The 23,650-nt window shown below is 64.5% G+C and carries 24 protein-coding genes; 17 read left to right on the plus strand and 7 right to left on the minus strand.

Features of this window, described 5'->3' with window-relative positions:
- Positions 1-34: 34 nt before the first annotated feature.
- The 3 genes from K5R33_RS15680 to K5R33_RS15690 all read right to left on the minus strand — a co-directional run bounded on the left by K5R33_RS15680 (position 35) and on the right by K5R33_RS15690 (position 2,757).
- Positions 35-895 (minus strand): C40 family peptidase, encoded by an 861-nt coding sequence (locus K5R33_RS15680; RefSeq protein ID WP_220750014.1) that lies wholly within the window; start codon positions 893-895, stop codon positions 35-37.
- Entirely contained in the window at positions 892-2,274 is a 1,383-nt protein-coding gene (locus K5R33_RS15685; protein WP_220750015.1) for a leucyl aminopeptidase family protein, read from the minus strand. Before K5R33_RS15685 ends, K5R33_RS15680 begins: the two co-directional genes overlap by 4 nt.
- An 87-nt stretch (positions 2,275-2,361) precedes the next feature.
- Positions 2,362-2,757, minus strand: coding sequence for an Hpt domain-containing protein (locus tag K5R33_RS15690; protein WP_220750016.1), 396 nt, complete (start codon positions 2,755-2,757; stop codon positions 2,362-2,364).
- A 471-nt stretch (positions 2,758-3,228) separates the two neighbouring features.
- On the opposite strand from K5R33_RS15690, the gene K5R33_RS15695 reads away from it, so the two are divergent.
- The 4 genes from K5R33_RS15695 to K5R33_RS15710 all read left to right on the plus strand — a co-directional run bounded on the left by K5R33_RS15695 (position 3,229) and on the right by K5R33_RS15710 (position 5,368).
- Positions 3,229-3,393, plus strand: coding sequence for a hypothetical protein (locus tag K5R33_RS15695; RefSeq protein WP_220750017.1), 165 nt, complete (start codon positions 3,229-3,231; stop codon positions 3,391-3,393).
- Positions 3,394-3,575: 182 nt separating this feature from the next.
- Positions 3,576-4,550 (plus strand): sodium-dependent bicarbonate transport family permease, encoded by a 975-nt coding sequence (locus K5R33_RS15700; protein WP_220750018.1) that lies wholly within the window; start codon positions 3,576-3,578, stop codon positions 4,548-4,550.
- A gap of 4 nt (positions 4,551-4,554) precedes the next feature.
- On the plus strand, positions 4,555-4,866 hold the full coding sequence (locus K5R33_RS15705) for a DUF3240 family protein (protein ID WP_220750019.1): 312 nt from the start codon (positions 4,555-4,557) through the stop codon (positions 4,864-4,866).
- A gap of 49 nt (positions 4,867-4,915) precedes the next feature.
- Positions 4,916-5,368, plus strand: a complete 453-nt coding sequence (locus K5R33_RS15710) for a CopG family ribbon-helix-helix protein (protein WP_220750020.1) — start codon at positions 4,916-4,918, stop codon at positions 5,366-5,368.
- On the opposite strand, the gene K5R33_RS15715 is transcribed toward K5R33_RS15710, so the two are convergent.
- Positions 5,365-6,390: an aspartate-semialdehyde dehydrogenase gene (locus tag K5R33_RS15715; RefSeq protein WP_220750021.1), complete on the minus strand. Its 1,026-nt coding sequence runs from the start codon at positions 6,388-6,390 to the stop codon at positions 5,365-5,367. The two genes, K5R33_RS15710 and K5R33_RS15715, sit on opposite strands and share 4 nt — an antisense overlap.
- Positions 6,391-6,575: 185 nt before the next feature.
- Between K5R33_RS15715 and K5R33_RS15720 the strand changes: the two genes are divergently transcribed.
- Complete coding sequence (locus K5R33_RS15720; RefSeq protein WP_220750022.1) at positions 6,576-7,091, plus strand: BrnA antitoxin family protein; 516 nt, start codon at positions 6,576-6,578, stop codon at positions 7,089-7,091.
- Positions 7,092-7,226: 135 nt separating this feature from the next.
- Here K5R33_RS15720 and K5R33_RS15725 read toward each other — a convergent pair whose 3' ends face one another.
- Entirely contained in the window at positions 7,227-7,874 is a 648-nt protein-coding gene (locus K5R33_RS15725; protein WP_220750023.1) for a GntR family transcriptional regulator, read from the minus strand.
- Positions 7,875-8,055: 181 nt separating this feature from the next.
- Between K5R33_RS15725 and K5R33_RS15730 the strand changes: the two genes are divergently transcribed.
- The 7 genes from K5R33_RS15730 to K5R33_RS15760 all read left to right on the plus strand — a co-directional run bounded on the left by K5R33_RS15730 (position 8,056) and on the right by K5R33_RS15760 (position 16,085).
- A complete protein-coding gene (locus tag K5R33_RS15730) occupies positions 8,056-9,024 on the plus strand; it encodes an ABC transporter substrate-binding protein (RefSeq protein WP_220750024.1) in 969 nt (322 codons plus the stop codon).
- A gap of 119 nt (positions 9,025-9,143) precedes the next feature.
- Positions 9,144-10,226 carry a quaternary amine ABC transporter ATP-binding protein gene (locus K5R33_RS15735; RefSeq protein WP_255576479.1) on the plus strand — a complete coding sequence of 361 codons (1,083 nt, stop codon included), beginning with the start codon at positions 9,144-9,146 and terminating at the stop codon, positions 10,224-10,226.
- Complete coding sequence (locus tag K5R33_RS15740) at positions 10,223-11,749, plus strand: ABC transporter permease (RefSeq protein WP_220750025.1); 1,527 nt, start codon at positions 10,223-10,225, stop codon at positions 11,747-11,749. The genes K5R33_RS15735 and K5R33_RS15740 overlap by 4 nt, the downstream gene beginning before the upstream one ends.
- Positions 11,750-11,754: 5 nt before the next feature.
- Entirely contained in the window at positions 11,755-12,090 is a 336-nt protein-coding gene (locus K5R33_RS15745) for a GYD domain-containing protein (RefSeq protein ID WP_220750026.1), read from the plus strand.
- Positions 12,087-13,718: an amidohydrolase gene (locus tag K5R33_RS15750; RefSeq protein WP_220750027.1), complete on the plus strand. Its 1,632-nt coding sequence runs from the start codon at positions 12,087-12,089 to the stop codon at positions 13,716-13,718. Before K5R33_RS15745 ends, K5R33_RS15750 begins: the two co-directional genes overlap by 4 nt.
- Positions 13,687-14,640, plus strand: coding sequence for a CobW family GTP-binding protein (locus K5R33_RS15755; protein ID WP_255588505.1), 954 nt, complete (start codon positions 13,687-13,689; stop codon positions 14,638-14,640). The genes K5R33_RS15750 and K5R33_RS15755 overlap by 32 nt, the downstream gene beginning before the upstream one ends.
- Before the next feature lie 155 nt (positions 14,641-14,795).
- Positions 14,796-16,085, plus strand: coding sequence for an MFS transporter (locus tag K5R33_RS15760; protein ID WP_220750029.1), 1,290 nt, complete (start codon positions 14,796-14,798; stop codon positions 16,083-16,085).
- A 37-nt stretch (positions 16,086-16,122) separates the two neighbouring features.
- Here K5R33_RS15760 and K5R33_RS15765 read toward each other — a convergent pair whose 3' ends face one another.
- A complete protein-coding gene (locus K5R33_RS15765) occupies positions 16,123-17,283 on the minus strand; it encodes an MFS transporter (RefSeq protein WP_220750030.1) in 1,161 nt (386 codons plus the stop codon).
- A gap of 88 nt (positions 17,284-17,371) precedes the next feature.
- Here K5R33_RS15765 and K5R33_RS15770 point away from each other — a divergent pair, with 88 nt between their 5' ends.
- On the plus strand, positions 17,372-18,610 hold the full coding sequence (locus tag K5R33_RS15770; protein WP_220750031.1) for a Coenzyme F420 hydrogenase/dehydrogenase, beta subunit C-terminal domain: 1,239 nt from the start codon (positions 17,372-17,374) through the stop codon (positions 18,608-18,610).
- Here the strand turns inward: K5R33_RS15770 and K5R33_RS15775 are convergent.
- On the minus strand, positions 18,541-18,924 hold the full coding sequence (locus tag K5R33_RS15775; RefSeq protein ID WP_220750032.1) for a hypothetical protein: 384 nt from the start codon (positions 18,922-18,924) through the stop codon (positions 18,541-18,543). The two genes, K5R33_RS15770 and K5R33_RS15775, sit on opposite strands and share 70 nt — an antisense overlap.
- A 161-nt stretch (positions 18,925-19,085) precedes the next feature.
- Here K5R33_RS15775 and K5R33_RS15780 point away from each other — a divergent pair, with 161 nt between their 5' ends.
- Genes K5R33_RS15780 through fcl form a run of 4 tightly spaced genes read left to right on the plus strand, consistent with a single transcriptional unit; the run spans position 19,086 to position 23,626 of the window.
- Positions 19,086-20,816, plus strand: coding sequence for an ABC transporter ATP-binding protein (locus tag K5R33_RS15780; protein WP_255576478.1), 1,731 nt, complete (start codon positions 19,086-19,088; stop codon positions 20,814-20,816).
- Positions 20,813-21,661 carry a glycosyltransferase family 10 domain-containing protein gene (locus tag K5R33_RS15785; RefSeq protein WP_220750033.1) on the plus strand — a complete coding sequence of 283 codons (849 nt, stop codon included), beginning with the start codon at positions 20,813-20,815 and terminating at the stop codon, positions 21,659-21,661. The genes K5R33_RS15780 and K5R33_RS15785 overlap by 4 nt, the downstream gene beginning before the upstream one ends.
- Positions 21,658-22,701, plus strand: a complete 1,044-nt coding sequence (gmd, locus tag K5R33_RS15790) for a GDP-mannose 4,6-dehydratase (RefSeq protein WP_220750034.1) — start codon at positions 21,658-21,660, stop codon at positions 22,699-22,701. The genes K5R33_RS15785 and gmd overlap by 4 nt, the downstream gene beginning before the upstream one ends.
- Positions 22,694-23,626, plus strand: coding sequence for a GDP-L-fucose synthase (gene fcl, locus K5R33_RS15795; protein WP_220750035.1), 933 nt, complete (start codon positions 22,694-22,696; stop codon positions 23,624-23,626). The genes gmd and fcl overlap by 8 nt, the downstream gene beginning before the upstream one ends.
- The last annotated feature ends 24 nt before the right edge of the window (positions 23,627-23,650 follow it).

Raw genomic sequence — 23,650 nt, forward strand, 5'->3', positions numbered from 1 at the left:
GCAAAGCCCCTAGCGCGCGACAGTCGTCGCACCCCTAACCGTTACGCGTGATCCGCCGTCGGTCCGTCATCTCACCGGCCCCGCCAGAGGTGCCCTCCGCATTGGCGGCGATCCGACGGCGCGCGTCGTCCAGGGGCTCATAGGCGACAGCCATGTGGTGGGCGTTGGCATGGAGCAGCAGCGTGTCCGACGCCATGATCCCCACATGCCCCTTCCAGAACACAAGATCTCCCCGCTGCAGCGGCTCCCCTTGGTGCAACGCGCGGCCCAGGGCGCTCTGCTGGTCGCTGTCGCGGGGGCAGTCGATCCCGCAGGCCACCAGGGCCTGTTGGACGAGCCCGGAACAGTCGATGCCCCACCGCGAACATCCGCCCCACAGATAGGGGGTGCCCAGGAACATATCGGCGACGCCGACCGGGTCCGAAAACCGGGCCCGCAGCCGTTGCAGGTGCTGCGTCGGCACGAAATGCCCGGTGGAGATCTTTTGGAACTCCCCCAAGTCGGACGTGACTCGCACATGGCTGCCAAAGAAGATGGCAACTTCGGGCGGGGCCTTGAGCCGGGCGCGCGGATACAGGTGCGTCGCCGGCGCGGCCACCCAATGGGTCGCCGCCTCTTGCCGGGAAAGCGCCGCTGACAGAACATAGCCGCAGTAGCCGTCCCGCAGGCTTTGGCCAAAGGCAAAGCCATCGCGTTCGTCGATGACCCGGAAGGCCTCCCCAAACAACAGTTGGCTGGACCGATCCCCCCGCGGGGCGTCCGACAGGTTCACAAGCGGCTGCTGGACCGTGCGAATGGTTCCCTTAACGTAGCGCGTGGCCTCAAGCACGCCGCGCAACTCGTGCGCGGCGGCATGGCCGTTCGCGGGCGTGACGCGGGGGTCAAGGCCGTTCACAGATCGAGGACCCGGGGCAGGGCGTCCAAAATGGCGCGCGCGCCCATGCCGACGCCGCCTTTCGGGCGGGCGGGGGCCGCGCTCGGGTTCCAGCCATAGATGTCGAAATGGGCAAAGCGCGGCGCGCTGACAAACCGGTCCAAGAACAGGGCAGCCGTGATGGAGCCCGCAAACCCGCCCGCGGGCGCGTTGTCCAGGTCGGCAATGCCTGGCTCGATCATCCGATCGTAGGGGCGGTGCAGTGGCATCCGCCACAGTGGGTCTCGGACGCGTTTGCCCGCCTGCACCAGCGCGAGGGCAAGGGCATCGTCATCGGTGTAGAAGGGCGCGAGGTCCGGCCCGACGGCCACCCGCGCCGCGCCGGTCAGCGTGGCCATGCAGATGGTCAGGTCGGCGGGCGTCTCATCCGCCAGCGCCAGCGCATCAGCCAGCACCAAACGCCCCTCGGCATCGGTGTTGTTGATTTCAACGGTCAGGCCATTGCGTGCCGTGAGGATATCGCCGGGGCGGAAGGCATTGCCAGAGACGCTGTTTTCCACCGCTGGGATCAGTACGCGCAGACGCAGGGGCAGCGCCAGATCCATGATCATCTGCGCCAGACCAAGAACAGTGGCGGCCCCGCCCATGTCCTTTTTCATCAGGCCCATGGAGGCACCGGGTTTTAGGTTCAGACCGCCCGTATCGAAGCACACACCTTTCCCGACCAGCGTCAGGGTCGGACCACTGCTGCCCCACTGCATGTCCAGCAGGCGCGGTGCCCGGGTCGAGGCGCGTCCGACCGTGTGGATCATCGGGAAGTTTTCGTCCAGCAGGGCATCCCCCGCGACCACGCGCAGGGTCGCGTCAAACCGCTCAGCGAGGGAGCGGCAGGCCGCTTCCAACTCATCCGGACCCATATCGGAGGCCGGGGTGTTGATCAGATCCCGGGTCAGCATCTCACCCGCGGCGATTGCCTCCAACCGGGGGGCGTTCACACCCCGCGGCACCTTGAGGCGCGGGGCGTCCGGGGACGCGCCTGCGTATCGCGTGAACCGATAGCCCGCCAGCAACCAGCCAAGCGTTGCTTCCTCTCGAGCGTTGTCGGTGAGGTCACCGTCCAGAGCGTATGTACCAGAGGGCAGGGCCGCGGCGGCCTTCGCAAACAGAAATCGGTCGCGGGTGTGGTCGCTTCCGTTGCCCCATCCGAACAAGACGCGCGAGACGCCCATGTCCGGCCCAGGCAAGGTGAGGATCTGACCAACTTTTCCTGTAAACCCGTTGGCTTGGACCCAGTCTTGGATCGGCTCGTCCTGTTGTCCGAGCCAATCTTCGAACTCCGCCGTGCTGACCAGCCGGATGGGAATCGCGCGGTCGTCAGGGGGGGCAAATCTGGCGGTCATTTGGGCACTCGGCGGTGAAAGATCCTTGCGCCGCAGACACTAGCTGCTTGGGGCGCCGCCGCAAGGGGCGGCGGGGCGCCCCTAGGATCATGCGACCGTGTTGTGGCACACTGTCCATTGGTCGATGCTCTCCGGATGCCCTAGGCGCAACAGACGTTGCGTGCAGGCCGCCAGCGCCGGGCGATCATTCTGTGCCGCGCAGGCCTCGACCGCCCGCGCCGTCGTCTCCAACGTTCTCATCCCGATCATGCGCGCCACGTGTTGGAGGTCCTGCGCCGTACGGCTGAGACCGCTGATCTGTTCGGCGTTGAACTGCAGTTTTGCCAGGGCCAACAACTGCTCCACTTGGCTTAGGGTGATGGCCAGAAATTCCTCGGTCTGATGGCCATGGCGCTGGCACAATGCGACGAGCACGTCGTGGTCGAACTCGATCGGTTCCGCCTTGGCGCGGTTCGACGAAAGGGATGTCAGCGTGTCAGTCATGATCCACCTGTTTGATGCCGTGCCCCCACGGTCTGACCCCTTGTGTCCCGTCGGATCGGGGCAAAACGGCGGCACCGTCTTGGCTGTCATCGGCAGAAACCGTTCAAGTTATTTAAAACTTTCCCGCAGGCGGCTGCGGAGAGGCGCGGCGGTCTTGAAACGTGTCTCATTACGTCCCGCCGCCAGATAACCCGCTGAAACGCAATCATCCGATCCACCAGCGGCCGTTTCGGAGAAAGCACCCTCCCACCGCCAATCTGGTCCCGTGCCTTCGGGTCGGGTGGGTAACGGTGTGGTGCGTCGGATGCCAACGCGCCTGCGGTGGCCGCTCCTTACGGGCGGAAGTCCTAGCGATGGGGCGATCGTTCGGCGTTGGCGGGCGTGCCTCTCCAGACACAGTCCGCGCCTCGCCCAGGCGACGGAGCGCGCTGGGGCGCCTTAAGTCGTTCTTCTTTGATCCGGTCATGCCCGATGCAACAGATCCACGACGATGAGGGCCGCCAGCGCGCCCTGCAAAAGCCGACGATCTTGGCGGCGCCCAACAACCCACTGACCGTTCCGGCTGTTCAGGCCACAGCGGAGGGTGACACGCCACAACAGCGAGGCTTTGGGGCCGCCGATAGCACAGGCGTGTGAGAGGGCTTCCAACCGGGCGCGTTGGGCTTCGTGGCGGTCTAACCTTGCCGTTGGGGTCATACGACCTTAGTCGAATAGGAGCTGCCATTTCGGTCAGAGGTCCCGCCCATGCGTTTGAACCGCTCTTCCCTTGACCCCCGGACGCCTCTGGGACGTCCAACCCACCGCGCGTGGGGGCTCGCATGAGCCTGTTGGATCTGGCCTTGGGGAACCTGTTGTCCCCCATCATCCTCAGCTTCGCCCTAGGGCTGGCGGCGGCCCTGGCCCGGTCAGAACTGACGATCCCCGAGGCCGTGGCCAAGGGCATGTCGATCTACCTTCTGTTTGCCATCGGCTTCAAAGGCGGCGTGGCAGTGAATGTGGCCGGTCTCGATGCCCGTTTGGTGGGGGCCTTGGTCGCCGGAGCCGTCCTGTCCTTTGCCTTGCCCTTTGCCGCGTTTTCCCTGCTACGCGTCCTAACGCGGTTGTCGCCCTTGGATGCGGCAGCGGTCGCCGCGCACTACGGCTCCATCTCAATCGTGACGTTTGTGGCGGGCACGTCGGTGCTAGAGGCCGCGGGCTTGACCTCCGACGGGTGGATGGTTGCGGTCGCTGCGGTGATGGAGGCACCGGCAATCCTCTCGGCCCTTTGGTTGGTGGCGCGCTCCGGGCAGGGACGGGGTATGGATGCGGACCTCTGGCGCGAGATCCTCCTGAATGGCTCCATCGTCTTGCTGGTGGGCAGTTTCGTCATCGGGTGGATAACGGGCCAGGACGGTCTGGACCGGATCGCCGCCTTCATCGTCTCCCCGTTCCAGGGGGTGCTGTGCTTGTTCCTGTTGGACATGGGATTGGTGGCAGGCCGTGGCCTGCGCGAGGCGCGCGGCGTTCTGCGCCCAGGGCTGCTGGCCTTTGGGTTGGTCATGCCCCTGGTCGGATCCGCCGCAGGGGCCGTTGCGGGCCTGCTTCTCGGTTTGGGGGCCGGGTCGACCATGCTGTTCATGGTTCTGGGCGCCTCGGCCAGCTACATCGCGGTGCCTGCGGCGATGCGCGTGGCCCTGCCCGAGGCAAACCCGTCAATCTATCTCACGCTGTCCCTCGGTGTGACGTTCCCCTTCAACTTGACCCTGGGTTTGCCGATCTATCTGGCGGTGTCCCGTATGCTGACCGGAGGTTGAGGCGATGCAGACTCATCCCGCCAAACGTGTAGAGATTATCATCGAGGCCATGATGGAGCGCCGCTTGACCGATGCCTTGGTGAAGGCTGGCGTGACGGGCTTCACAGTCTTGCCAGTTCAAGGAGGCTCTGGCCGGTCGGGACAGTGGAGCCGCGCCGGTCAGGTGAGCCGAGCCGGGGGCATGCGGGCCGTTGTTTGCATTGTGCGCGAAGAGGCGTTGGACACATTGCTGGACGCGGCCTTCACGGTGGTCGAGCGTCATATCGGCGTGGTCTGTGTGACCGACTGCCAAGTGCTGCGCGCGGAACGGTTCTGACTGCGGGTTAACCATTCGTTAGGCGTGATCGGGGCATCCTGCAGGCGTAATGACCCGCGACGTGACCATTCGAATGCCCACAGAGATGGTAGATGCCCTGCGCCATCTCGCTGCGCGCCATGACGTAACGCCTGGCCAGATTATCCGACAAGCGGTCGCGCGGGAGTTACAGCGCGCTGCGCGCCCCGCGGAGACGCCCAATCGGGCGGATGAGCAGCTCGTCGCGTCCTTGCAGGCGCTCCTCGCTGGCGATGTCGCGCGGGCAACGTCATGGGCCGACTTGGATCAACGGCTGAGCGCGAAGGGGTTCCGCTTTCAACCGGCAGGTGGCGGCGTATCGCTGTACGACCTCGATGGTACCAAACTCTGCAAAGGTTCGGAGCTTGGCGCTTCGTACCGCTCACTGGTGCGGAGGTTCGGCGCGCCGATGCCCGGCCACCCCCATGGGACGGCCGGGATTTTCCACGCGGATGACAACCCCCTGATAGATCGGAGGCTTTAACCGCGCTTCGAGAGAACCCGTTCCACAAGGGTTTCCGCGATTTGCACCGCGTTCAGGGCGGCGCCCTTCCGCAGGTTATCGGAGACGCACCAGAGGTTCAGGCCGTTCTCAATCGTCGAGTCTTGGCGGATGCGGCTGATGAAGGTCGCGAAGTCCCCGACACATTCGACCGGCGTGACATAGCCGCCGTCCTCGCGCTTATCGACGACCAACAAGCCGGGCGCTGTCCGCAGGATCTCACGGGCCTCGTCCTCGTCCAGGAACTCTTCGAACTCGATGTTCACGGACTCGGAATGTCCAACGAAAACAGGGACACGCACGCAGGTCGCGGTGACCTTGATGGCCGGATCCACGATCTTCTTGGTCTCCGCGACCATCTTCCACTCTTCCTTGGTGGAGCCGTCTTCCATGAAGACGTCGATGTGCGGGATCACGTTGAAGGCGATCTGCTTGGGGTAGACGTTCGGCTCCTTCTCCTGACCCGGAACAAACATGCCCTTGGTCTGATCCCAGAGCTCGTCCATCGCGTCTTTGCCGGAGCCTGACACCGACTGATACGTCGACACCACAACCCGCTTGATCCGCGCGCGGTCGTGCAGCGGCTTGAGCGCGACGACCATTTGGGCGGTGGAGCAGTTGGGGTTGGCGATGATGTTCTTCTTGGCGAAGCCGTCGACCGCTTCGGGGTTAACCTCCGGAACAACAAGGGGAACTTCGGGGTCGTAGCGGTAGAGCGATGAGTTGTCGATCACCACGCAGCCCGCCTTGGCGGCGATGGGGGCATATTTCTTGGTGGCCTCGCCGCCGATGGCGAAGAAGGCCATGTCCCAGCCGTTGAAGTCGAAGGTATCAAGGTCCTTGGTTTTCAGGGTCTTATCGCCAAAGCTCACCTCTGTCCCCAGGCTGCGACGAGACGCCAGAACGGTGATCTCATCGACGGGGAACTGGCGCTCGGCCAGGATGTTCAGCATTTCGCGGCCCACGTTTCCCGTGGCGCCGCAGACGACGACCTTGTAGCCCATCTCGATAACTCCTGAAGGGTTGGGAAACGCCGTGGCCCTATACCTGTTGGGCCAGCGGGGCAAGGGCACCGCTCGTACACCCCTCCGTACACCCACCGTGCAGACCGCACGCACCCCGGCAAAGCCTCAGAAACTGTTAACCGCTCTGCCCGAGTGTCTCTTTTTCACCGCAGGAGGGTCGGGCCATGGAGCGACTGGGACGAGGCCGCAGGCAGCGCGAACAGGCGAATGACATGGTCCGGGCCATGCGCGCCTTCGAGTGGGATATGCAATCGCGGGTGACGGCCCAGGGTCGCCTGCCGCCGGAGTGGCGCCGCATCTGGGAGGAGCGCAGCGCCAAGAAGGCGCGCGTGACCATCCGGCTGGACGAGGATGTGGTGCGGTTCTTTCGGTCAATGGGCGCGGGATATGGGCCGCGCATGAACGGGGTGCTGCGGTCCTTCATGCTGGCGCGGCTGTCCGGCCTGATCGAAGGGGAAGACCTGTCCGAGGGCTACCGTGAGGCGTGGATGGGCAAGCCCCGTCCCTCGCCCTGCCGCGCGGAGACCGAACAGGCGGCGCGCTTGGCCGATGTGCAAGAGATGCTGGCCCTGTCGCGCAAGGTGTCCGAAGCACGGGGTGACGGGCGGTCGCTGGAGGTGTCGGAGATTATGCGGCTGGGCGCCCTGGCAGAGCGGCTGGGCGGCGCAGCGGATGGATAGGCCGATGCCGGTCGGAGATTGGTAACAGGCCCGAACCCTTGGCGCAGCCTCGATCGATGACAGCATCCGGACGGCAACCGGCCCATGGGATGAGGTGTGGAGCGTCGGCTGGTGGGCCCAGGGGGAGGTCGGCGGCTATCCCTTCGGGGATCGGAAGCCAACAACCGCCAGTGTGAATTCCTCAACGTAGTCGATCAGGTGGTCGACGGCCTGTGCCGCAAGATCGGCGTCGCCCTGGCCGACGGCGGTTGCGACCTCGGCATGGGCCTTGGCCATGCGCTTCAAGTCGCCATACCGTTCCTGGTTCAACACCCAAAACCGTCTGGACAGGCCCTTTACGGACGTGAGCGCGCGTGCGGCGAATTGATTGTCGGCGGCCCGAATCCGGGCGTCTAAGCTGCGGGCGTCGAGTTCTGTCATGGCGACCTGATCGCGTGTCTCTGTCACCGCCAAAAAGCCATCGGCGATCTCCAAAAGCTCTGCCTTCTGGGCCTGGGTCGCGCGGTCTGCTGCCGATTGCGCGACAAGGCGCTCGACCACGCGGCGAAGCTCCAATGAGCGGAAGTGTTCCGTGTGATCGATCGGGCAGACCTGGGCGCCCCGCCGGGCGACGATTCTGAGCAAACCCCCGTCCGCGAGCCTCTGGATGGCGGAGCGGATGGGCGCGCGGGTGTGACCGGAGACCTCAACCAAATCCGTTTCCGAGACCCATTGTCCCGGTTCCAGCTCACCGTTGACGATCATGCGCTCCAGATCCCGAAACGCTTCGTCTTTCAATGGCATAGGCTGGATCTTTGCGGTCGCTCTTTCGGACATCTCTGGTTCCATTCGCCGGGGTCGTCACCGTCGAAGCCTACCCCGACCGCTGACATGTTAGCAATGATATCTGACATTTCTTTGTTGACATGTTATAAGTTTATATCTGACATGTCAGTAAATCGAAGGAGAAAACGGGGAGGTCGGTATGCGACCAATCACGACACTTGCACTTTCCACTGCGCTTGCGCTGACCACGGGCGTTGGTGCCCATGCCCAAGAGTTGGTACGGATCGCGGAGCCGAATTGGGCCAGTGGCCGGGCCATGGCGGGGCTGATCAAAGTGATCGTCGAAGACAAACTCGGCGGGCAGACAGAGATCGTCCCGGGCACTAACGCCGTCATTTTTGCGGGTATGGATCGCGGCAAGGGCGAGATCGACGTGCATCCCGACATTTGGTTGCCGAACCAGTCGAACTTTACGGATGAATACGTCGACACGAACGGGACCGTGGCTTTGAGCGAGGGCAGCTATGAGGGGTTCTCTGCCTTCTGCGCGCCGCGCGTGTTCGCTGAAACCCACAACATCAAGACCGTGTTTGACCTGGCGACTCCCGAAGCGGCGGCGTTGATGGACCGCGATGGTGACGGTCTGGGCGATATTTGGGTCGGCGCCCCGGGGTGGGCCTCGACCAAGATCAATTCGGTGAAGGTCCGTGACTATGGGATCACGAACTTCTTCTCGCCCATTGAGGCGGAGGAAGAGGTGGCGACGGCGTCGATTTCGGATGCGTTGAACAAGGGCGAAGGGTACGCGTTTTATTGTTATGCGCCGCACTACAATTGGTTCGTCTTTGACATGGTTCGCTTGGAGGAGCCGGCGTACGACCCGGCGAACTATGACATGAAGCAACCGGCGGAAGATGCGAATTGGTTCGAGAATTCGCGCGTGGAAACCGCCGATGAGCCGAAGACCATTCACGTCGGGTATTCCCGCTCGCTTGAGACGCGGACGCCGGATGTGGCCGCGTTCCTGGCGAACATCGACATGGACACCGACACGGTGAACACCTTCACCCACGAAATCGTGGTCAAGAAGCGGTCCAGCGAAGAGGTCGCGCGGGAGTGGGTCGCGGCAAACGCCGACATCGTCGATGGGTGGCTTGGCCTGAACTAAGCCTGAACAGCCCCCCGGGATGCCGCGTCCGTACTCTCCCCGTCGGCGGCGGCATCCCCCCATTTTCTACAACATGACATGACGGAACGCCGCGCATCTCGCGAGGCGAAGGAGGCCCCTTGGACGGAGCAAGCAACACGACGGACGCAGGCAGCGCAGTGATCGACCTGCAAGGGGTTTGGAAGATCTTTGGCGCCCGGCAGGACGAGGCCATGGCCGCGATACGGGCGCGCGGCCTGACCAAGCCGCAAGTCTTAGAGGCGTTTAACTGCGTCGTCGGGGTGGCGGACGCCAGCTTTCAGGTCCGTCGCGGCGAGATCTTTTGCATCATGGGCCTGTCGGGCAGTGGGAAGTCCACCCTTGTGCGCCACGTCAATCGCCTGCTGACACCGACTGCTGGATCCGTGGTGGTGAGCGGCACCGATATGATGGCTCTGTCCGACGCGGACCTACTGACGGTTCGCAACGAACACATCGCTATGGTGTTTCAGAACTTTGGCCTGATGCCGCACCGGTCGGTGCGCGACAACGTGGCCATGCCCCTAGAGATCCGGGGATGGTCCCAGTATGCCCGTTGGAGGGCGGCGGAAGAGGCCTTGGCCCTCGTTGACCTGTCCGAGTGGACGGACAAGTTCGCCCACGAGTTATCCGGCGGGATGCAGCAGCGCGTGGGCCTTGCCCGTGCCATCGCGGCGGACGCCGAAGTCCTGCTGATGGATGAGCCCTTTAGCGCGCTCGACCCGTTGATCCGTCGGCAGTTGCAAGAAGAGTTCATGCGGCTCGCTTCGCAGATGAACAAGACGACGCTGTTTATCACCCACGACTTGGAAGAGGCCGTTCGGATCGGGGACCGGATCGCCATCATGAAAGACGGCGTGATCGTGCAAACCGGCACGCCGGAGCAGATCATCATGAACCCAGCGGACGCCTATGTGATGGATTTCGTGAGTGGCATTTCTCGCATCAACCTGATCCGGGCGCATTCCCTGGCCCGGCCTAAAGCAGAGTTCGAGCGGGCGCATGGCGCCCTGAGCGGCACGGAGGCCATCGTGTCCGGCAACGACACCCTGCGGCAAGTCATTGTCAAAGCGGCGGATAGCACAGGCCCGATCTTGGTCCGAGATGAAGATCTCGGGACCGAAGGGGTCATCACAAAAAACGACATCCTGAATGGGGTGATCCTGGGGACCGAAGAGCCATGAGCGCAGTCGCAGACCACACAACACCCAAGCCAACCGCTGGATCGCCGGGACCGGAATCGGACGTGGGGACATTCGTCGCCCTGAACGAAGGTTACTACGCGGCACAGTTCCAAGCCATTGGGGACAAACGCGGCTTTCTCGTCACTTGGAATTGGGCGGCGTTCCTGCTCGGGTCGATCTGGTACGGCATGCGCAGCCTGTGGGCCTATTTCCTGCCCTTTGTCGCCCTTGAGACACTGGCGGTCGTACAGCTTGCCCGTGGTATCTGGGGGGATCTGGGTGCGCCCATCCTGGCCCGCCTGCCGGGGATCGAAGCGACCCTTGCGCGGCGGTATGAACAGCTTGCGGAGGCCAGGGAAACCGCGCCGGATCGTGTGGCGGGGTTCGAGAACACCATCGCCTCCCTGGAACGCGCGATTGACGGGATCAAGGCCGAGGCCGCCGCAGCAAATGCGCAGGCCCTGACCCTGATCCTATCGGGATTGGCGGCCTTGCTGGTGATCAAATCGGCCCAGGCGGTCCTTGCGAACCCTGGCCTGCACGCGCGGTATTCCAACTGGCTGTCTGACCGCACGCTCGGCCATGGCCTCAGCCCGCTCAAAACCGCTGTGGCGGGGGCTTTGACCGTGATCACCTATGTGACCTGTTCCTTGAAATTCGGCTTCCCGGAGGTTGTTCCGGCCCTGCAAGGCTTCCCCGCGGATCCCGCCGTCCAATCTGGCGTCGCCCAGGCCATCAAGGATTGGATCACAAACGCATCGCTCCGCTCGGAATGGGTGTTTGACGGTCTCGTCTTCGGCATTCGCTCGGTTCTCGACATGCTGGAGACGATCTTTGTGGAAACGCCTTGGCCGGTCATGTGCGGCTTCATCTTGTTGCTGACGGGTCTGAGTGCTGGCTGGCGGGCGGCCATCTTTACCGGGGCCGGATTGGCTTATCTCGGCTACCTTGGGTTTTGGGACAAGAGCATGCAGACCCTCGCGCTGCTGGGGACGGCGGCCTGTATCTCGATCACGCTTGGTATCCCGCTGGGCATCGCCTGTGCGCGGTCGCGGCGGCTCTATGCGGTGGTCCGGCCCGTCCTAGACTTCATGCAGACGATGCCTGCCTTCGTCTATCTGATCCCGATCATCGCGTTCTTTGGCACCGGAAAACCCGCCGCCGTCATTGCGACCATGATCTTTGGCGGGTCCCCGGTCGTGCGCCTGACGGTGCTTGGCCTGCGCGGTGTGCCGGAGAGCGTTCGCGAGGCAGCACAGGCCTTTGGTGCGAACAGGCGCTACCTGCTGTGGAAGGTCGATCTGCCCCTGGCGATGCCCTCCATCATGGCGGGGATCAACCAGACCATCCTGTTGAGCCTTGCGATGGTGGTGATTGCCTCGCTGATCGGTGCCAAGGGGCTGGGCGAGGATGTCTTGGAAGCCCTGCAATACGCCTCGGAGGGGCAGGGGATCTTGGCCGGTCTCGCCATCCTCTGCTGCGCCATGATCCTGGACCGCATCATCCAGGGCAAGCGGAGGTGAGTGCCATGACCGTCACCGTTGCCATGTTCATCAAGTACGAAAACGACAAGAAGGCCCAGATGATCAAATCGCCCAGCGATCGGGCCGATGTGGCGCGCAAGGCTGTGGGGGCCATGGGGGGCAGACTGCTCCAGGCCTATGGGACCTGCGGAGAATACGATATGATGTTTATCTACGAACTGCCGGACATGGCCTCTGTCGCTGCCAATATGATGCTCGCCGATGCGGGAGGGATGTCAAAGCACCACAAGATCGTGCCGCTCTTTTCCAATGAGGCCTTCTTGGCGGCGCAGGCGCGCGCCGGGCGTTTGAGCCATACATACGCGGTGGCCGGAGAATGAGCGGGGGTGTCCTGTTCCACGGCGGCACCATCGTGACGGTGGACCCCGACCGACCCATGGCGGAGGCCGTCGTTATCTATGGCGGCACGATTGTCTATGTGGGGAACGTGGCCGGGGCCGCAGCCCATGTCGACGCCCAGACCGCGCGCGTGGACCTTGGGGGGCGCGTTCTTCTGCCGGGGTTCATCGATGCCCATTCCCATCTGCTCTGGGCCGCGAAAACCCGTGGCGCGCCGGTGGTCGACATCAGGCCCCACCTGGTGCCAACCTTTGACGCCGTCTTGGCCAAGATCGAGCGTCGCGTCTCCGCCGCAGAGCCGGGCGAATACCTTCTGTTTTATGGGCTGGATGCGCAGCTTCACGACGGGTATCGGCCCCTGTCCCGGGACGTGCTTGACGACATCGCCCCGGACAATCCGCTGGGTGTTCAGACCTCGAACCTGCATGCGCTCTATATGAATTCGGCTGGTTTCGAGGCCTGCGGGATCGACGCGGAGTTTGAGACCCCGCCAGGGTCCGAGATCGAGCGTCATCCCAGTGGCCAGCCTTCGGGCAAGCTTGCCGAAGCGATCACTTGGGTCGCGTTGGAGACCTTTTACAGATCCTGGGGCGATGCGCGCCTGACACAGGAGTTCAAGGCATCCATCGACCAATTCATCGAAAACGGGATCACGACGACGACCGAGCATCTCTATCTGCCGTTCTACCGTGCGTATTACGAGGCGGCCCTCAAGCAGGGCTGGCCGATGCCGCGGCTTGCGGCCTATCAGCAGGCTGTCACGCCCGACATGCGCGTAGAGGCCTTTGACCTGGGGCCGGATCGCCTTTGGCTGGCAGGGGTGAAAATACACGCGGATGGGTCGCCGTTCATTGGCAATATCTGGCTGTCGGAACCCTATCTGGACAACAGCGTCACCCGGGACCGCATGGGGCTGGAGGAGGGCCATAAGGGCGGCGTGAACTACCCCATGGCGTTTTTTGAGGCGATGGTCCGCGCCTATATGGGCCAGGGCTGGCAAATGACGATCCACACCCAGGGGGATCGGACCATCGACATGGTGCTCGACCTGCTGGAGGTGATCCTGCGCGAGACGCCCCGGCCCGACCACCGCTTTCGGCTCGAACACTGCGCGTTGATGCGGGACGATCAGATTGCGCGATGCATGGCGTTGGGCGTTCTTGGGAGCTTTTTCATCAATCACATCACCCATTGGGGCGCGCCCATCGAAGACGTGCTGTTCGGCCCGGAGCGCGCGGCCCACTACGTGCCCTCGGGCGGGGCCGCTCGGGCGGGCATGCGCCTGTCGCTCCATGCGGACACGCCCATGACGGACCCGTCTTGTCTGGAACTGATGCAAGCGGCCACAACCCGTCGGGCGGCGGACGGTCGCTGTGTCGGCCCGGACCAACGCATGGATATTCTGGCGGCGCTCCGGGCGGTGACCATCGATGCCGCCTTTCAGATCCGTAAGGACGATGTCCTGGGATCCATCACCCCCGGCAAACATGCGGATTTTGTTGTCCTCGCCGAGAACCCTTTGACAACCGAAGCGGAGCGTCTTGGCGACATCGCGGTTCTGGAGACCTGGCTTGCCGGTGAGAAAGTCTGGTCGCACGATGGCGCCTAGGTCCGTACCGACGCTTACGGTGGGTGGGTTCCTGGGCGCCGGTAAGACGACCTTGGTCAATGGCCTTCTCCGGCAAGCGGATGGGCGCCGGGTGGTTGTCTTTGTCAATGATTTTGGTGCGATCAACATCGACCATGACTTGATCGAGACGGTCGAGGCGGACCGGATCGCGCTGTCAAATGGCTGTGTCTGTTGCTCGTTGAATGACGATTTGATCCGTTCGATGGTCGCGTTTTGCGACGGGGACCGCCCGGACCTGTTTGTCATCGAGGCAAGCGGTGTGGCTGACCCGCGATCCCTGTCGTCGACCTTGGAGGCCTTGGAGGCCGCGCGGCATGCCCATTTGCGGGCGCGGCTCTATGTGCTCGACGCCGCCCAGGTCGGCGGGCTTGGCTATGCGGATACCGAGGACTTGGTCGATCAGGCCGCCGCGAGTGACCTTATCGTCGTGAACAAATCTGATCTGGTGTCCGGGAACCGCCTTGGAGCCATCGAACAGCTTCTTGATCGGAGCGCCCCGACGGTGACGCGGGCCGTCACCTCGCGGGCGCGTGTGTCTTGGAAAGACGTAATGGGTGTTGGTGCACAGATGCGGTGCAGCGGACGGCATCAAATGCACGGACACGGTGACCACGGTGCGTTTGCCTCCACCGCCTTTCGGGGCTTTCCACCGCTCAGCGAGGATCGACTGGCGGCCTTGGTGACCCTGTTGAAGCGGACCTGTCTGCGCGCCAAGGGCGTTCTGACGGTTGAGGGCGAGGGGCGCAGTTCAACGCTACTTCAACTGGTTGGGCCGTATGTGGAGATGACGCCTGTGCCGCCCGAGGCCAGCCAACTGGCGCAGCTTGTGGTCATTGGATGGTCGAAGACGCTGCCGACGGCCGAAGTCTCCGATCTTCTGCAGGCGGAGCCTTGGGCCTAGGGACAGGCCCCTGGGTTTTGGGATGAGCGCCGATCCGGCACGGCCCTTGGCCCGGTCGTGGCGCTTCTGAGGCCCCCTTGGCCTGATACGTTTCAGGGGGCGCATCGCCGCGATGGGGTGTTGTCTGGATCACGGTAAAGGCGGATGCTGCCGCCATGGCGACCGACATCGATTTTTCTTTCCCGGACCTGACCGAGGCGGCGCGTCGGCACATCCGCGTGTTTCAACGTCATCAGTTCCTGGACCGGTTTGCCATGGGGCTGACCGTGGCTGTGGTTGCGCTCGCCTTGACCGACCGTGGCATGGATTTGGTCCAGATTTCGCTGCTCTTCGGCGTCTATTCGCTGACCACCATGGCGCTGGAGCTGCCGTTTGGCGGGCTGGCCGATGCCATCGGGCGCAAGCCGGTGTTTCTTGTCGCGGTTGGCGCGAGTCTGGCGTCGCTCGCGCTGTTCCTGGCGTCGAGCGATTTTGGCGTCCTCGCGGTCTCGTTTGCCTTCATCGGGTTTGGGCGCGCCCTGCGGTCCGGTACCCTGGACGCGTGGTTCGTGGAGACGTTCAGAGCCGTGGCGCCCGGCGTGGACGTTCAGCCCGCCTTGGCCAAGGCCCAATGGGCCAATGGCATGGGACTGGCCTGTGGGGCCGTTGTGGGCGGTCTGCTGCCCGATGTGTTTGGGGCGACCGGCCTGCGGTACGGGCTCAGCGTTTACGACGCCTCCTACTGGGCGAGCTTTGGCGTGATGGTCTGCGTTCTGGTCTATACGCTGATGGCCATCGACGAGGCGCCCCGTTCCTTGACCCCCAGGGCGCTGGTGCAAGGGTTCGCGACTGTCCCGGCGGTCATCGTCGGAGCCGGACTTTTGGCGGTGCGGCAGCCGGTCCTTTTCCTGCTGTTGTCGGCGCTGGCGTTGTTTTTGATGGCCACGAACCCCGTCGAAGTGCTGTGGCCGACACATGCGAAACCGATGTTGACCACTGGGTATGCCAATACCGTCATTGGGGTCCTGACGGCGGCCTACTTTTTCGCCATCGCTCTTGGGGCGTCGTTGTCGCCCCATATCAGCAGGCTGTTCAGACGTCGCCATGCCACGGCGCTTGCGGCGATCTTTGTGGGGCTCGCGCTCGCCCAGGTGGCGCTGGCGATGCAGGGGAACATCATTGGATTCGTGGCTGCCTTTGCCCTGTTCTCGGTCCTGCTTGGCGCCAGCGAGACACCTGCCAGCGCCATCCTCCATGCCTGCGTGGAGGACCGTCAGAGATCCACCATGCTGTCGCTCCGCTCCTTGGTGCAGCAACTTGGGGCGGCCCTGGGGCTGCTGTTGGCGGGGGCGCTTGCGGACCTCTATGGGATGTCCGTGGCCTGGAGCGTCGGTGCTGTCTTCTTGTGTCTGGCGGCGGCGCTGAGCTTGGTGTTGGCCAGGCGCGTGTCGGCGGAGACGCGCTAGCGGACGGTTTCCGGGACCGTTTGCCATTGGCGCGCCGCTAGTCCACCTTGTCCGGTGCAAACACGTAGGCCGCACAGCCCAGCAGCAGAACCACCGCAAAAACCCCGAACAGCGCTTGATACCCCGCGAGCCCCCCGCCCGCGCCGTTGAAGAGCGGCCCCGTGGCGAATTGCATCACGCCCACGCCGCCAATCCCAAAAAGGTTCATCAGCGTCACGCCACGGCCCACCAGGTGAGGCGGAAAAAAGGCCCGCCCGTGGGCCATGAGCATGGGGAAGCTGGCGCCAAGCGCCCCGATCAAGGCCAGCGCGGCGGTGGCCATAATCAGACCCGGCGCTGGGACGAGCCAAAGCGCCGCGCAGGTCAGCGCCCCCAGGACGTTGCCCGTCAGAACGACCCACTTGCGGGTGCCGAAGACGCGATCTAGCGGGCCATAAGCGAAGTTCCCCACGATCATCGCAAGGCCCATGGTCAGGGTCACCGCGCCCACGAAGCCCGGCCCATAGACGTCGGCCACATAGGGCCCGGCCCACAGGCCGCGCAGCCCCGCCGAGGGTGCGTAGTTCACCAGCATCATCGGGAGGATCGCCCAGATCGCCGGAATGCGCAGCAGATCCAGGACAGAGCCTTTGGCGCCGTCCTCCGCCCGCTCCGGATCCCGCACCAGCACCAGGCAGGCCAGTGCCGTGGCCACGGTCAGACCCGCCAGTCCCCACATGGCCCCGCGCCAGCCCAGGGCCTCGGCCGCCCAGCTGAGGGGCAGAGAGGCCGCGATATTGCCCAGCGATCCAACCCCGATCAGCGCGCCCGCAAGCGTGGCAAAGACCGCCGCCGAGAAGACGCGCGCAAAAATGTAGTAGCTCGCCATGAGGACCGGTGCGCAGCCCGCACCGATCAGGCCCATGGCGATCTCGATCTGGGTTCCGCTCTGGGCCGTGGCCATGAGCGCCGCGCCGCCGCCGCCCGCCAGCCCCAGCAACACAGAGGCCGTCCGGCGCGGCCCGATACGGTCCAGCGCCCATCCAACGGGGATTTGCATGGCTGCGAACACCAGGAACCAAATGCCCGAGGCGCGGCTGAGGTCTGCGGCGCTGATGCCCAAATCTGCCGTCAAGTCGGGCGCCAGAACGGCCAGGAAGGCGCGGTAAAACTGACTGAGCACATAGCCCAGCGTCAAAGCTGCGATGCCTGCTGTCATGGATCCCCTCCGAGGAGGTATCGGTCGCACGGGGGATGCGGTGGTGCAAGGGTGGACAGGCGCGGCCCCAGGGTGCAAAGTGTCAACCATGCGTGACACACATGGACTTGACAGCCCGCGGCTGGCCCCGCCCGCCCCGCGCGGAGAGATGTGCACAGACTGCGGATTGTCCCGCATGGCGCTGGCCCCCCGCTGCGGCGTCGCCTGTCAGTTCACCGTTCCCGACTACCCCGCACGGGAAGCCGTGGTGCACGGCGCAGCCGGGACCGACGACCACTTCGGCCATGTGCAAGCCTTCCACCGCGCCGTCCTGACCGCGCCCGCCCCCGGGGCGCAGTGGACGGGGATCACCACGGCCCTGGCCGCCGATCTGCTGGAAACGGGCGCGGTGACGGCGGTCCTGACCCTGGCCCCCGCCCCAGATGATCCCTTTCGCCCCGTTCCAGTCCTCATCACCGACCCCGCCGACATGGCGCGTGTGCGGGGGATGCGCATGGGGTACGCGCCGCTGCTCGCCCTGTTGGAGCCCGCCATTGCCCAGGGTCACCGGCGCATCGCGTTGATCGGAATTCCTTGCCAAGTGCACGCCCTGCGCGCCATCGAGGCGGAGTTGGGGCTGGAGCGACTCTATGTCATCGGCACGCCCTGCAGCGACAACACCACCACCGAGAGGTTCCATGCCTTTTTGGCGCGGCTGACGGACACGCCGGAGCGGGTCACCTATCTTGAGTTTCGGGCTGACTATCGGGTCGAGATGCGGTTCGACGATGGCCGGGTGCGCCTCATCCCGTTCCTCAAGCTGCCCCTGTCGGACCTGCCGCCCGATTTCTTTCCCATGACCTGCCGGACCTGCACCGACTACACCAACCGGCTGGCGGATATCACCGTGGGCTACATGGGCGGCGACGGGCAGCAATGGCTGATCGTACGCAATGACCGGGGCGCCGAGATGCTTGCAGGTCTAGGCGACCGCGTGCGCCTGGGCCCGGTCACGACGGCGGGCAAGCGGACGGCGGCGGTCAAGGGATTTGCCGCCAACACAGAACGTGCGGCGGGCGGGCTGCCCCTGCGGCGGATGCCCGATTGGCTGCGACCCGTGGTGGCCTGGCTACAACCCAGGATTGGGCCACGCGGGGCGGAGTTCGCCAAGGCGCGGATCGAGATGAAGGCCGTCGAGACGATCCTGCACCTGCGCCGGGCCATGCCGAACCGGATGAAGCATATGGTCCCCGACCACGTCTGGCGGCTGGCCGCGCCCTATGGCGTGACCCCCGGTCCGGGCGAGCGCCACGCCAGCGCCAGTAAGGACCAGCCCAACACCCCCTGACCGTGGCGAGAGAGGGAGGCCTCCTCGGTGAAGGTCAGCAGCCGCAGCAGGTCTCCCGGCCCGGGCGGTGTCTTGATGACTGATTGTAGGGGCAACCCGTCAAAGGTCGCCCAATAAAACAGATAATAGACCTGCGGCGACAGCCAGACGAACCCGACGAACCCCGCTGCCGCGACGCCCCATCGGACGGTGCCGGGGCGCCGCCGCACGCGCCATTGCCCGACCAACACCACCCCCCACATCACCGCCGAAAGCGCCAAAACGCCGGCCACCTGCCAAGGCCCAAGGGTCCACAAACTGTCGCCCGCGTACATCGCGCGCCCCTTCCTTCTTCTCGGCAAAAATACTCCGACGCCGCGGCCTACCGCCGGTCCGAACCCCTATCGAACGTGCACCGCCCCAGACCCTAGCCATTGCCGCCTCGCCCCGCCATGGGATAAGGCCCACGGACAAGTGAACCGACCAAGGTCCCCCGGTGTCCGCATCCCGCCATCCCTTTGCCCGCCTCTGGACGGGCTACCTCCGTCGTCACCTGTGGTGGATCGTACTGGCCGCCGTGCTCATGGCGGTCGAGGGCAGCACGGTGGGCGCGCTGTCCTACATGCTGGAGCCGATGTTCGACGTCGTCTTCGTGGCGGGGCGCGCGGATTTGATCGTTTGGATCGGGCTGGCGATCTTTGGGCTGTTCGTGCTGCGCGGGGTCGCGGGCGTGGCGCAGCGGATCATCATGGCGCGGGTGGCCTTCGAGGCCTCGTCGCGCTTGCAGCAGGATCTGCTGGCCCATGTGTTGGGCCTCGACAGCGCTTACTTCAGCTCCCAATCCCCCGGCCAATTGATCGAGCGGGTGCAGGGCGATGTGCAGGCCATCCAGCAGATTTGGACAGGGATCCTGACCAGTGCGGGGCGCGATGCGGTCGGGTTGGTGTCCCTGATGGTGGTGGCCATTATGGTCGACCCCATTTGGACGCTGGTGGCGATCATCGGCGCGCCGCTTTTGGTGCTGCCCAGCTTGATCGTGCAACGCTACATCCGGCGCAAGTCGGTGGCGCTGCGCGATATTGCGGGGCGGCGGACGACGCGGCTCGATGAGATTTTCCACGGGATCACGCCGATCAAGCTGAACGCCATGGAGGCTTATCAGCGCGACCGCTTTCGCACCGCCACCGAAGACATGGTGCGCGCCACCGTGCGGACCCAAGCCGGACAGGCCACCGTGCCCGCGCTGGTGGATTTCGCGGTGGGCTTTGGGTTCCTGGCAGTGCTGCTCTATGGCGGGCCGCAGATCATCGCGGGCGAAAAGACCATCGGGCAGTTCATGTCCTTCTTCACGGCCATGTCGCTGGCGTTCCAGCCGCTCCGCCGGTTGGCGGGGCTCTCGGCCAACTGGCAGACGATGATGGCCTCGCTCGACCGGGTCTATGCGCTGGCTGATACGGTGCCGACCATCCTAGAGCCGCCGACCGCAGCCCGTGCGCGGCCGGCACGCTCCGATCTGGCCTTCGAGGACGTCAGCCTGTCCTATGGCGACACGCCGGTTCTGCGCGGCGTGTCCTTTGAGGTGCCACAGGGCACGACCACGGCCCTTGTCGGTCTGTCCGGGGCAGGGAAGTCAACGCTGTTCAACGTGTTGACCCGCTTGGTTGACCCTGTGGGTGGGCGCGCGACCATTGGCGGCCAGGACATCCGCGATTTTTCCATCGCGGATCTCCGCGGGCTCTTCTCGGTGGTCAGCCAGGAGACCTTGCTGTTCGACGAGACCCTGCGCGAAAACCTCACCTTGGGCCGCCCCGTGTCCGACGCCGATATGGCGCGCGCTTTGGAGGCCGCCCATGTGAGCGACTTTCTGGGCGACCTGCCCGCTGGTTTGGACAGTCCTGCAGGGCCACGGGGCAGCAACCTGTCGGGCGGACAGCGCCAGCGCGTTGCCATCGCCCGCGCCCTCTTGCGCGATACGCCCATTCTGTTGCTCGACGAAGCCACAAGCGCCCTAGACACCAAGTCGGAGCGGCTGGTGCAGCAGGCCCTGACGCGTTTATCCGCCAACCGGACGACGCTGGTCATTGCCCACCGGCTGAGCACGGTGCGCGACGCCGATCAGATCGTCGTGCTGGACCAGGGCCGCGTAGCAGAACGGGGCAGCCACGACAGCCTCCTGGCGGCGAAAGGGTTGTATACCCAACTCCATGGTCTGCAGGGGGCACCATGACGGCGGTTGCGATTGTTCCCTATGGCACCGACCTGCGACGCGGATTGGGGGCCGTGCCCCTGGATGCGCTGGACTGGCCGCTTGGCCGACCGGAGCGGCTTCGCGCGGGGACCGTCGCCGACATGGCGCGGGACGATCATCTGATCACCTACCCGAAGACGTCTCTCTGGGCGCGGCGGTTGCCGCGCTGCCGGGTCTCTCTGATGGTCGTGGAACCCCGCGCTATCCACGCTCGCCACCTCACTCTGTCACGGATCATGGGCTGGAGGTTCCACCGCATCTTGACCCGCGACGAGGCCACGTTGCGTCACCTTCGGAATGCCCGGTTTTTCCATTGTGCGGATACCTGGATCGAAGCGCCAGAGCGGCTCGATACGACCAAAACCGCTGAGGTGTCTTTGATCGCCTCGGCCAAGCGCGACCTGGAGGGGCACCGCCTCCGCCATGCCGTGGTCGAGGCCCTGCCTGAGGGGGCACCCGTTGACGTCATGGGGCGCGGCTACAAACCATTCGAAGACAAATCGGACGGGTTGGCTCCCTACCGGTATTCGGTGGTGATCGAGAACAGCCGGGAGCGCGGCTACATCACGGAAAAACTGATCGATGCGGTTTTGTGTCGAACCATCCCGATTTACTGGGGGGCACCCGATGTCGGCGATTATCTCGACACCCGTGGACTGATCATCTGCGAGACGTTGGACGATATCCTTGCGGCCATCGACGGTGCCGACGCGGCGGGCTATGCCGCCAGGGCCGAGGCCGTTGAGGCCAATCATACCGCCGGGCGTCTGCTCGGAGACCTGCATGGGCGCGCCGCCCGTCTGATCCTGGAGGAAGAGACATGAAGACAGCCCTCATCACAGGCATCACCGGGCAAGACGGCGCCTATCTGTCGGAGTTCTTGCTGGATAAGGGATACATCGTCCACGGCATCAAACGGCGTACCTCGCTGTTCAATACGGCCCGGATCGACCACCTGTTCGATGGCCCCCCGGGGCGGGACGGGCGGTTCGTGTTGCACCATGGGGATATGACCGATTCCTCGTCCCTGACGCGGATCCTGTCGTCCGTGCGTCCCGATGAGGTCTATAACCTCGCCGCCCAATCCCACGTCGCCGTGTCCTTCGAAGAGCCGGAGTATACCGCCAATTCCGATGCCCTTGGCCCCCTGCGCCTGTTGGAGGCGATCCGCTTTCTGGAATTGCCAACCAAGTTCTACCAGGCCTCCACCTCGGAGCTATACGGCCTTGTCCAACAGGTCCCCCAGACCGAGGCAACGCCGTTCTACCCCCGCTCGCCCTATGCGGTCGCCAAGCTCTATGCCTATTGGATCACGGTCAACTACCGCGAGGCCTATGACCTGTTTGCCTGCAATGGCATCTTGTTCAATCACGAAAGCCCTTTGCGTGGTGAGACCTTCGTGACGCGCAAGATCACCCGGGCGCTGGCGCGACTGAAGCTGGGCGGCTCCGAGGTGCTGCGCCTCGGCAACATGGACGCCAAGCGCGATTGGGGCCATGCCCGCGACTACGTCGAGATGATGTGGCTGATGCTGCAACAGGACGCGCCCGAGGACTTCGTCATCGCCACGGGCGTGCAGTATTCCGTCCGCGATTTCGTCCGCGCCGCCTGTGCGGCCCTGGACATGGAGATCACCTTCGACGGCGAAGGCCTGGAGGAGGTCGGGCGCGATGCCTCTGGCCGCGTGATCTGTCAGGTGGATCCCCGCTATTTCCGCCCGGCTGAGGTGGAGACCCTGCTCGGCGACGCCGCCAAGGCGCGCGAGAAGCTGGGCTGGGTGCCGCGCACTTCCTTCGACGCGTTGGTGCAGGAGATGGCCGCCTCTGATCTGGCTGAGGCGGAGCGGGAGCGCCGCAATGGCTGAGTTCGACCTGTCCGGTAAGCGGGTGTTCGTGGCGGGCCACCGAGGCATGGTCGGCAGCGCGATTGTGCGTCGCTTGGCCTCTGAAGGGTGCGAGGTGCTGACGGCCACCCGAGCCGAGATGGACCTGACCGACCAGGCGGCGGTACGGGCTTGGTTCGCGGCGCATAAGCCGGACGTCGTTTTCCTGGCGGCGGCCCATGTGGGCGGGATCCTGGCGAACGACACCTATCCGGCGGATTTTCTCTACCTCAATCTCATGATCGAGGCGAATGTCATCCACGCCGCCCACGAGGTTGGGGTGGCTAAGCTGATGTTCCTTGGCTCGTCCTGCATCTACCCCAAGCTCGCCCCCCAACCGATCCCCGAAGACGCCCTGCTGACCGGCCCGCTGGAGCCGACGAACGAATGGTACGCCGTGGCCAAGATCGCAGGGATCAAGCTCTGCCAGGCCTATCGTCGCCAGCACGGGTGCGATTTCATCTCGGCCATGCCCACAAACCTCTATGGCACCGGCGATAACTATCATCCCGAGAACAGCCACGTCCTCCCCGCCATGATCCGCCGCTTCACCGAGGCGGTGGCAGCCCAAACCCCTGAGGTCACGATCTGGGGCACGGGCACCCCCCTGCGGGAGTTTATGCACGCCGATGATTGCGCCGATGCGCTGGTCTTCCTGACCAAACACTACTCTGACGAGGGCCATGTGAACGTCGGCTCCGGGCAGGAGGTGTCGATCCTCGACCTCGCCCATTTGGTCGCCCGTGCCACCGGCTATACCGGCCAGATCGCAACCGACCCCGGCAAGCCCGATGGCACCCCCCGTAAGCTGATGGATAGCGGCACGCTGACAGCTATGGGCTGGTCCCCCAATGTCCCGCTGGCCGAAGGCATCGCCCGAACGGTCGCGGAATACCGCGCGCTCTAACCCCTTCTTCTCGGGGAAAATACT

This window comes from Jannaschia pagri (assembly GCF_019655435.1).
Classification (GTDB): Bacteria; Pseudomonadota; Alphaproteobacteria; order Rhodobacterales; family Rhodobacteraceae; genus Jannaschia; species Jannaschia pagri.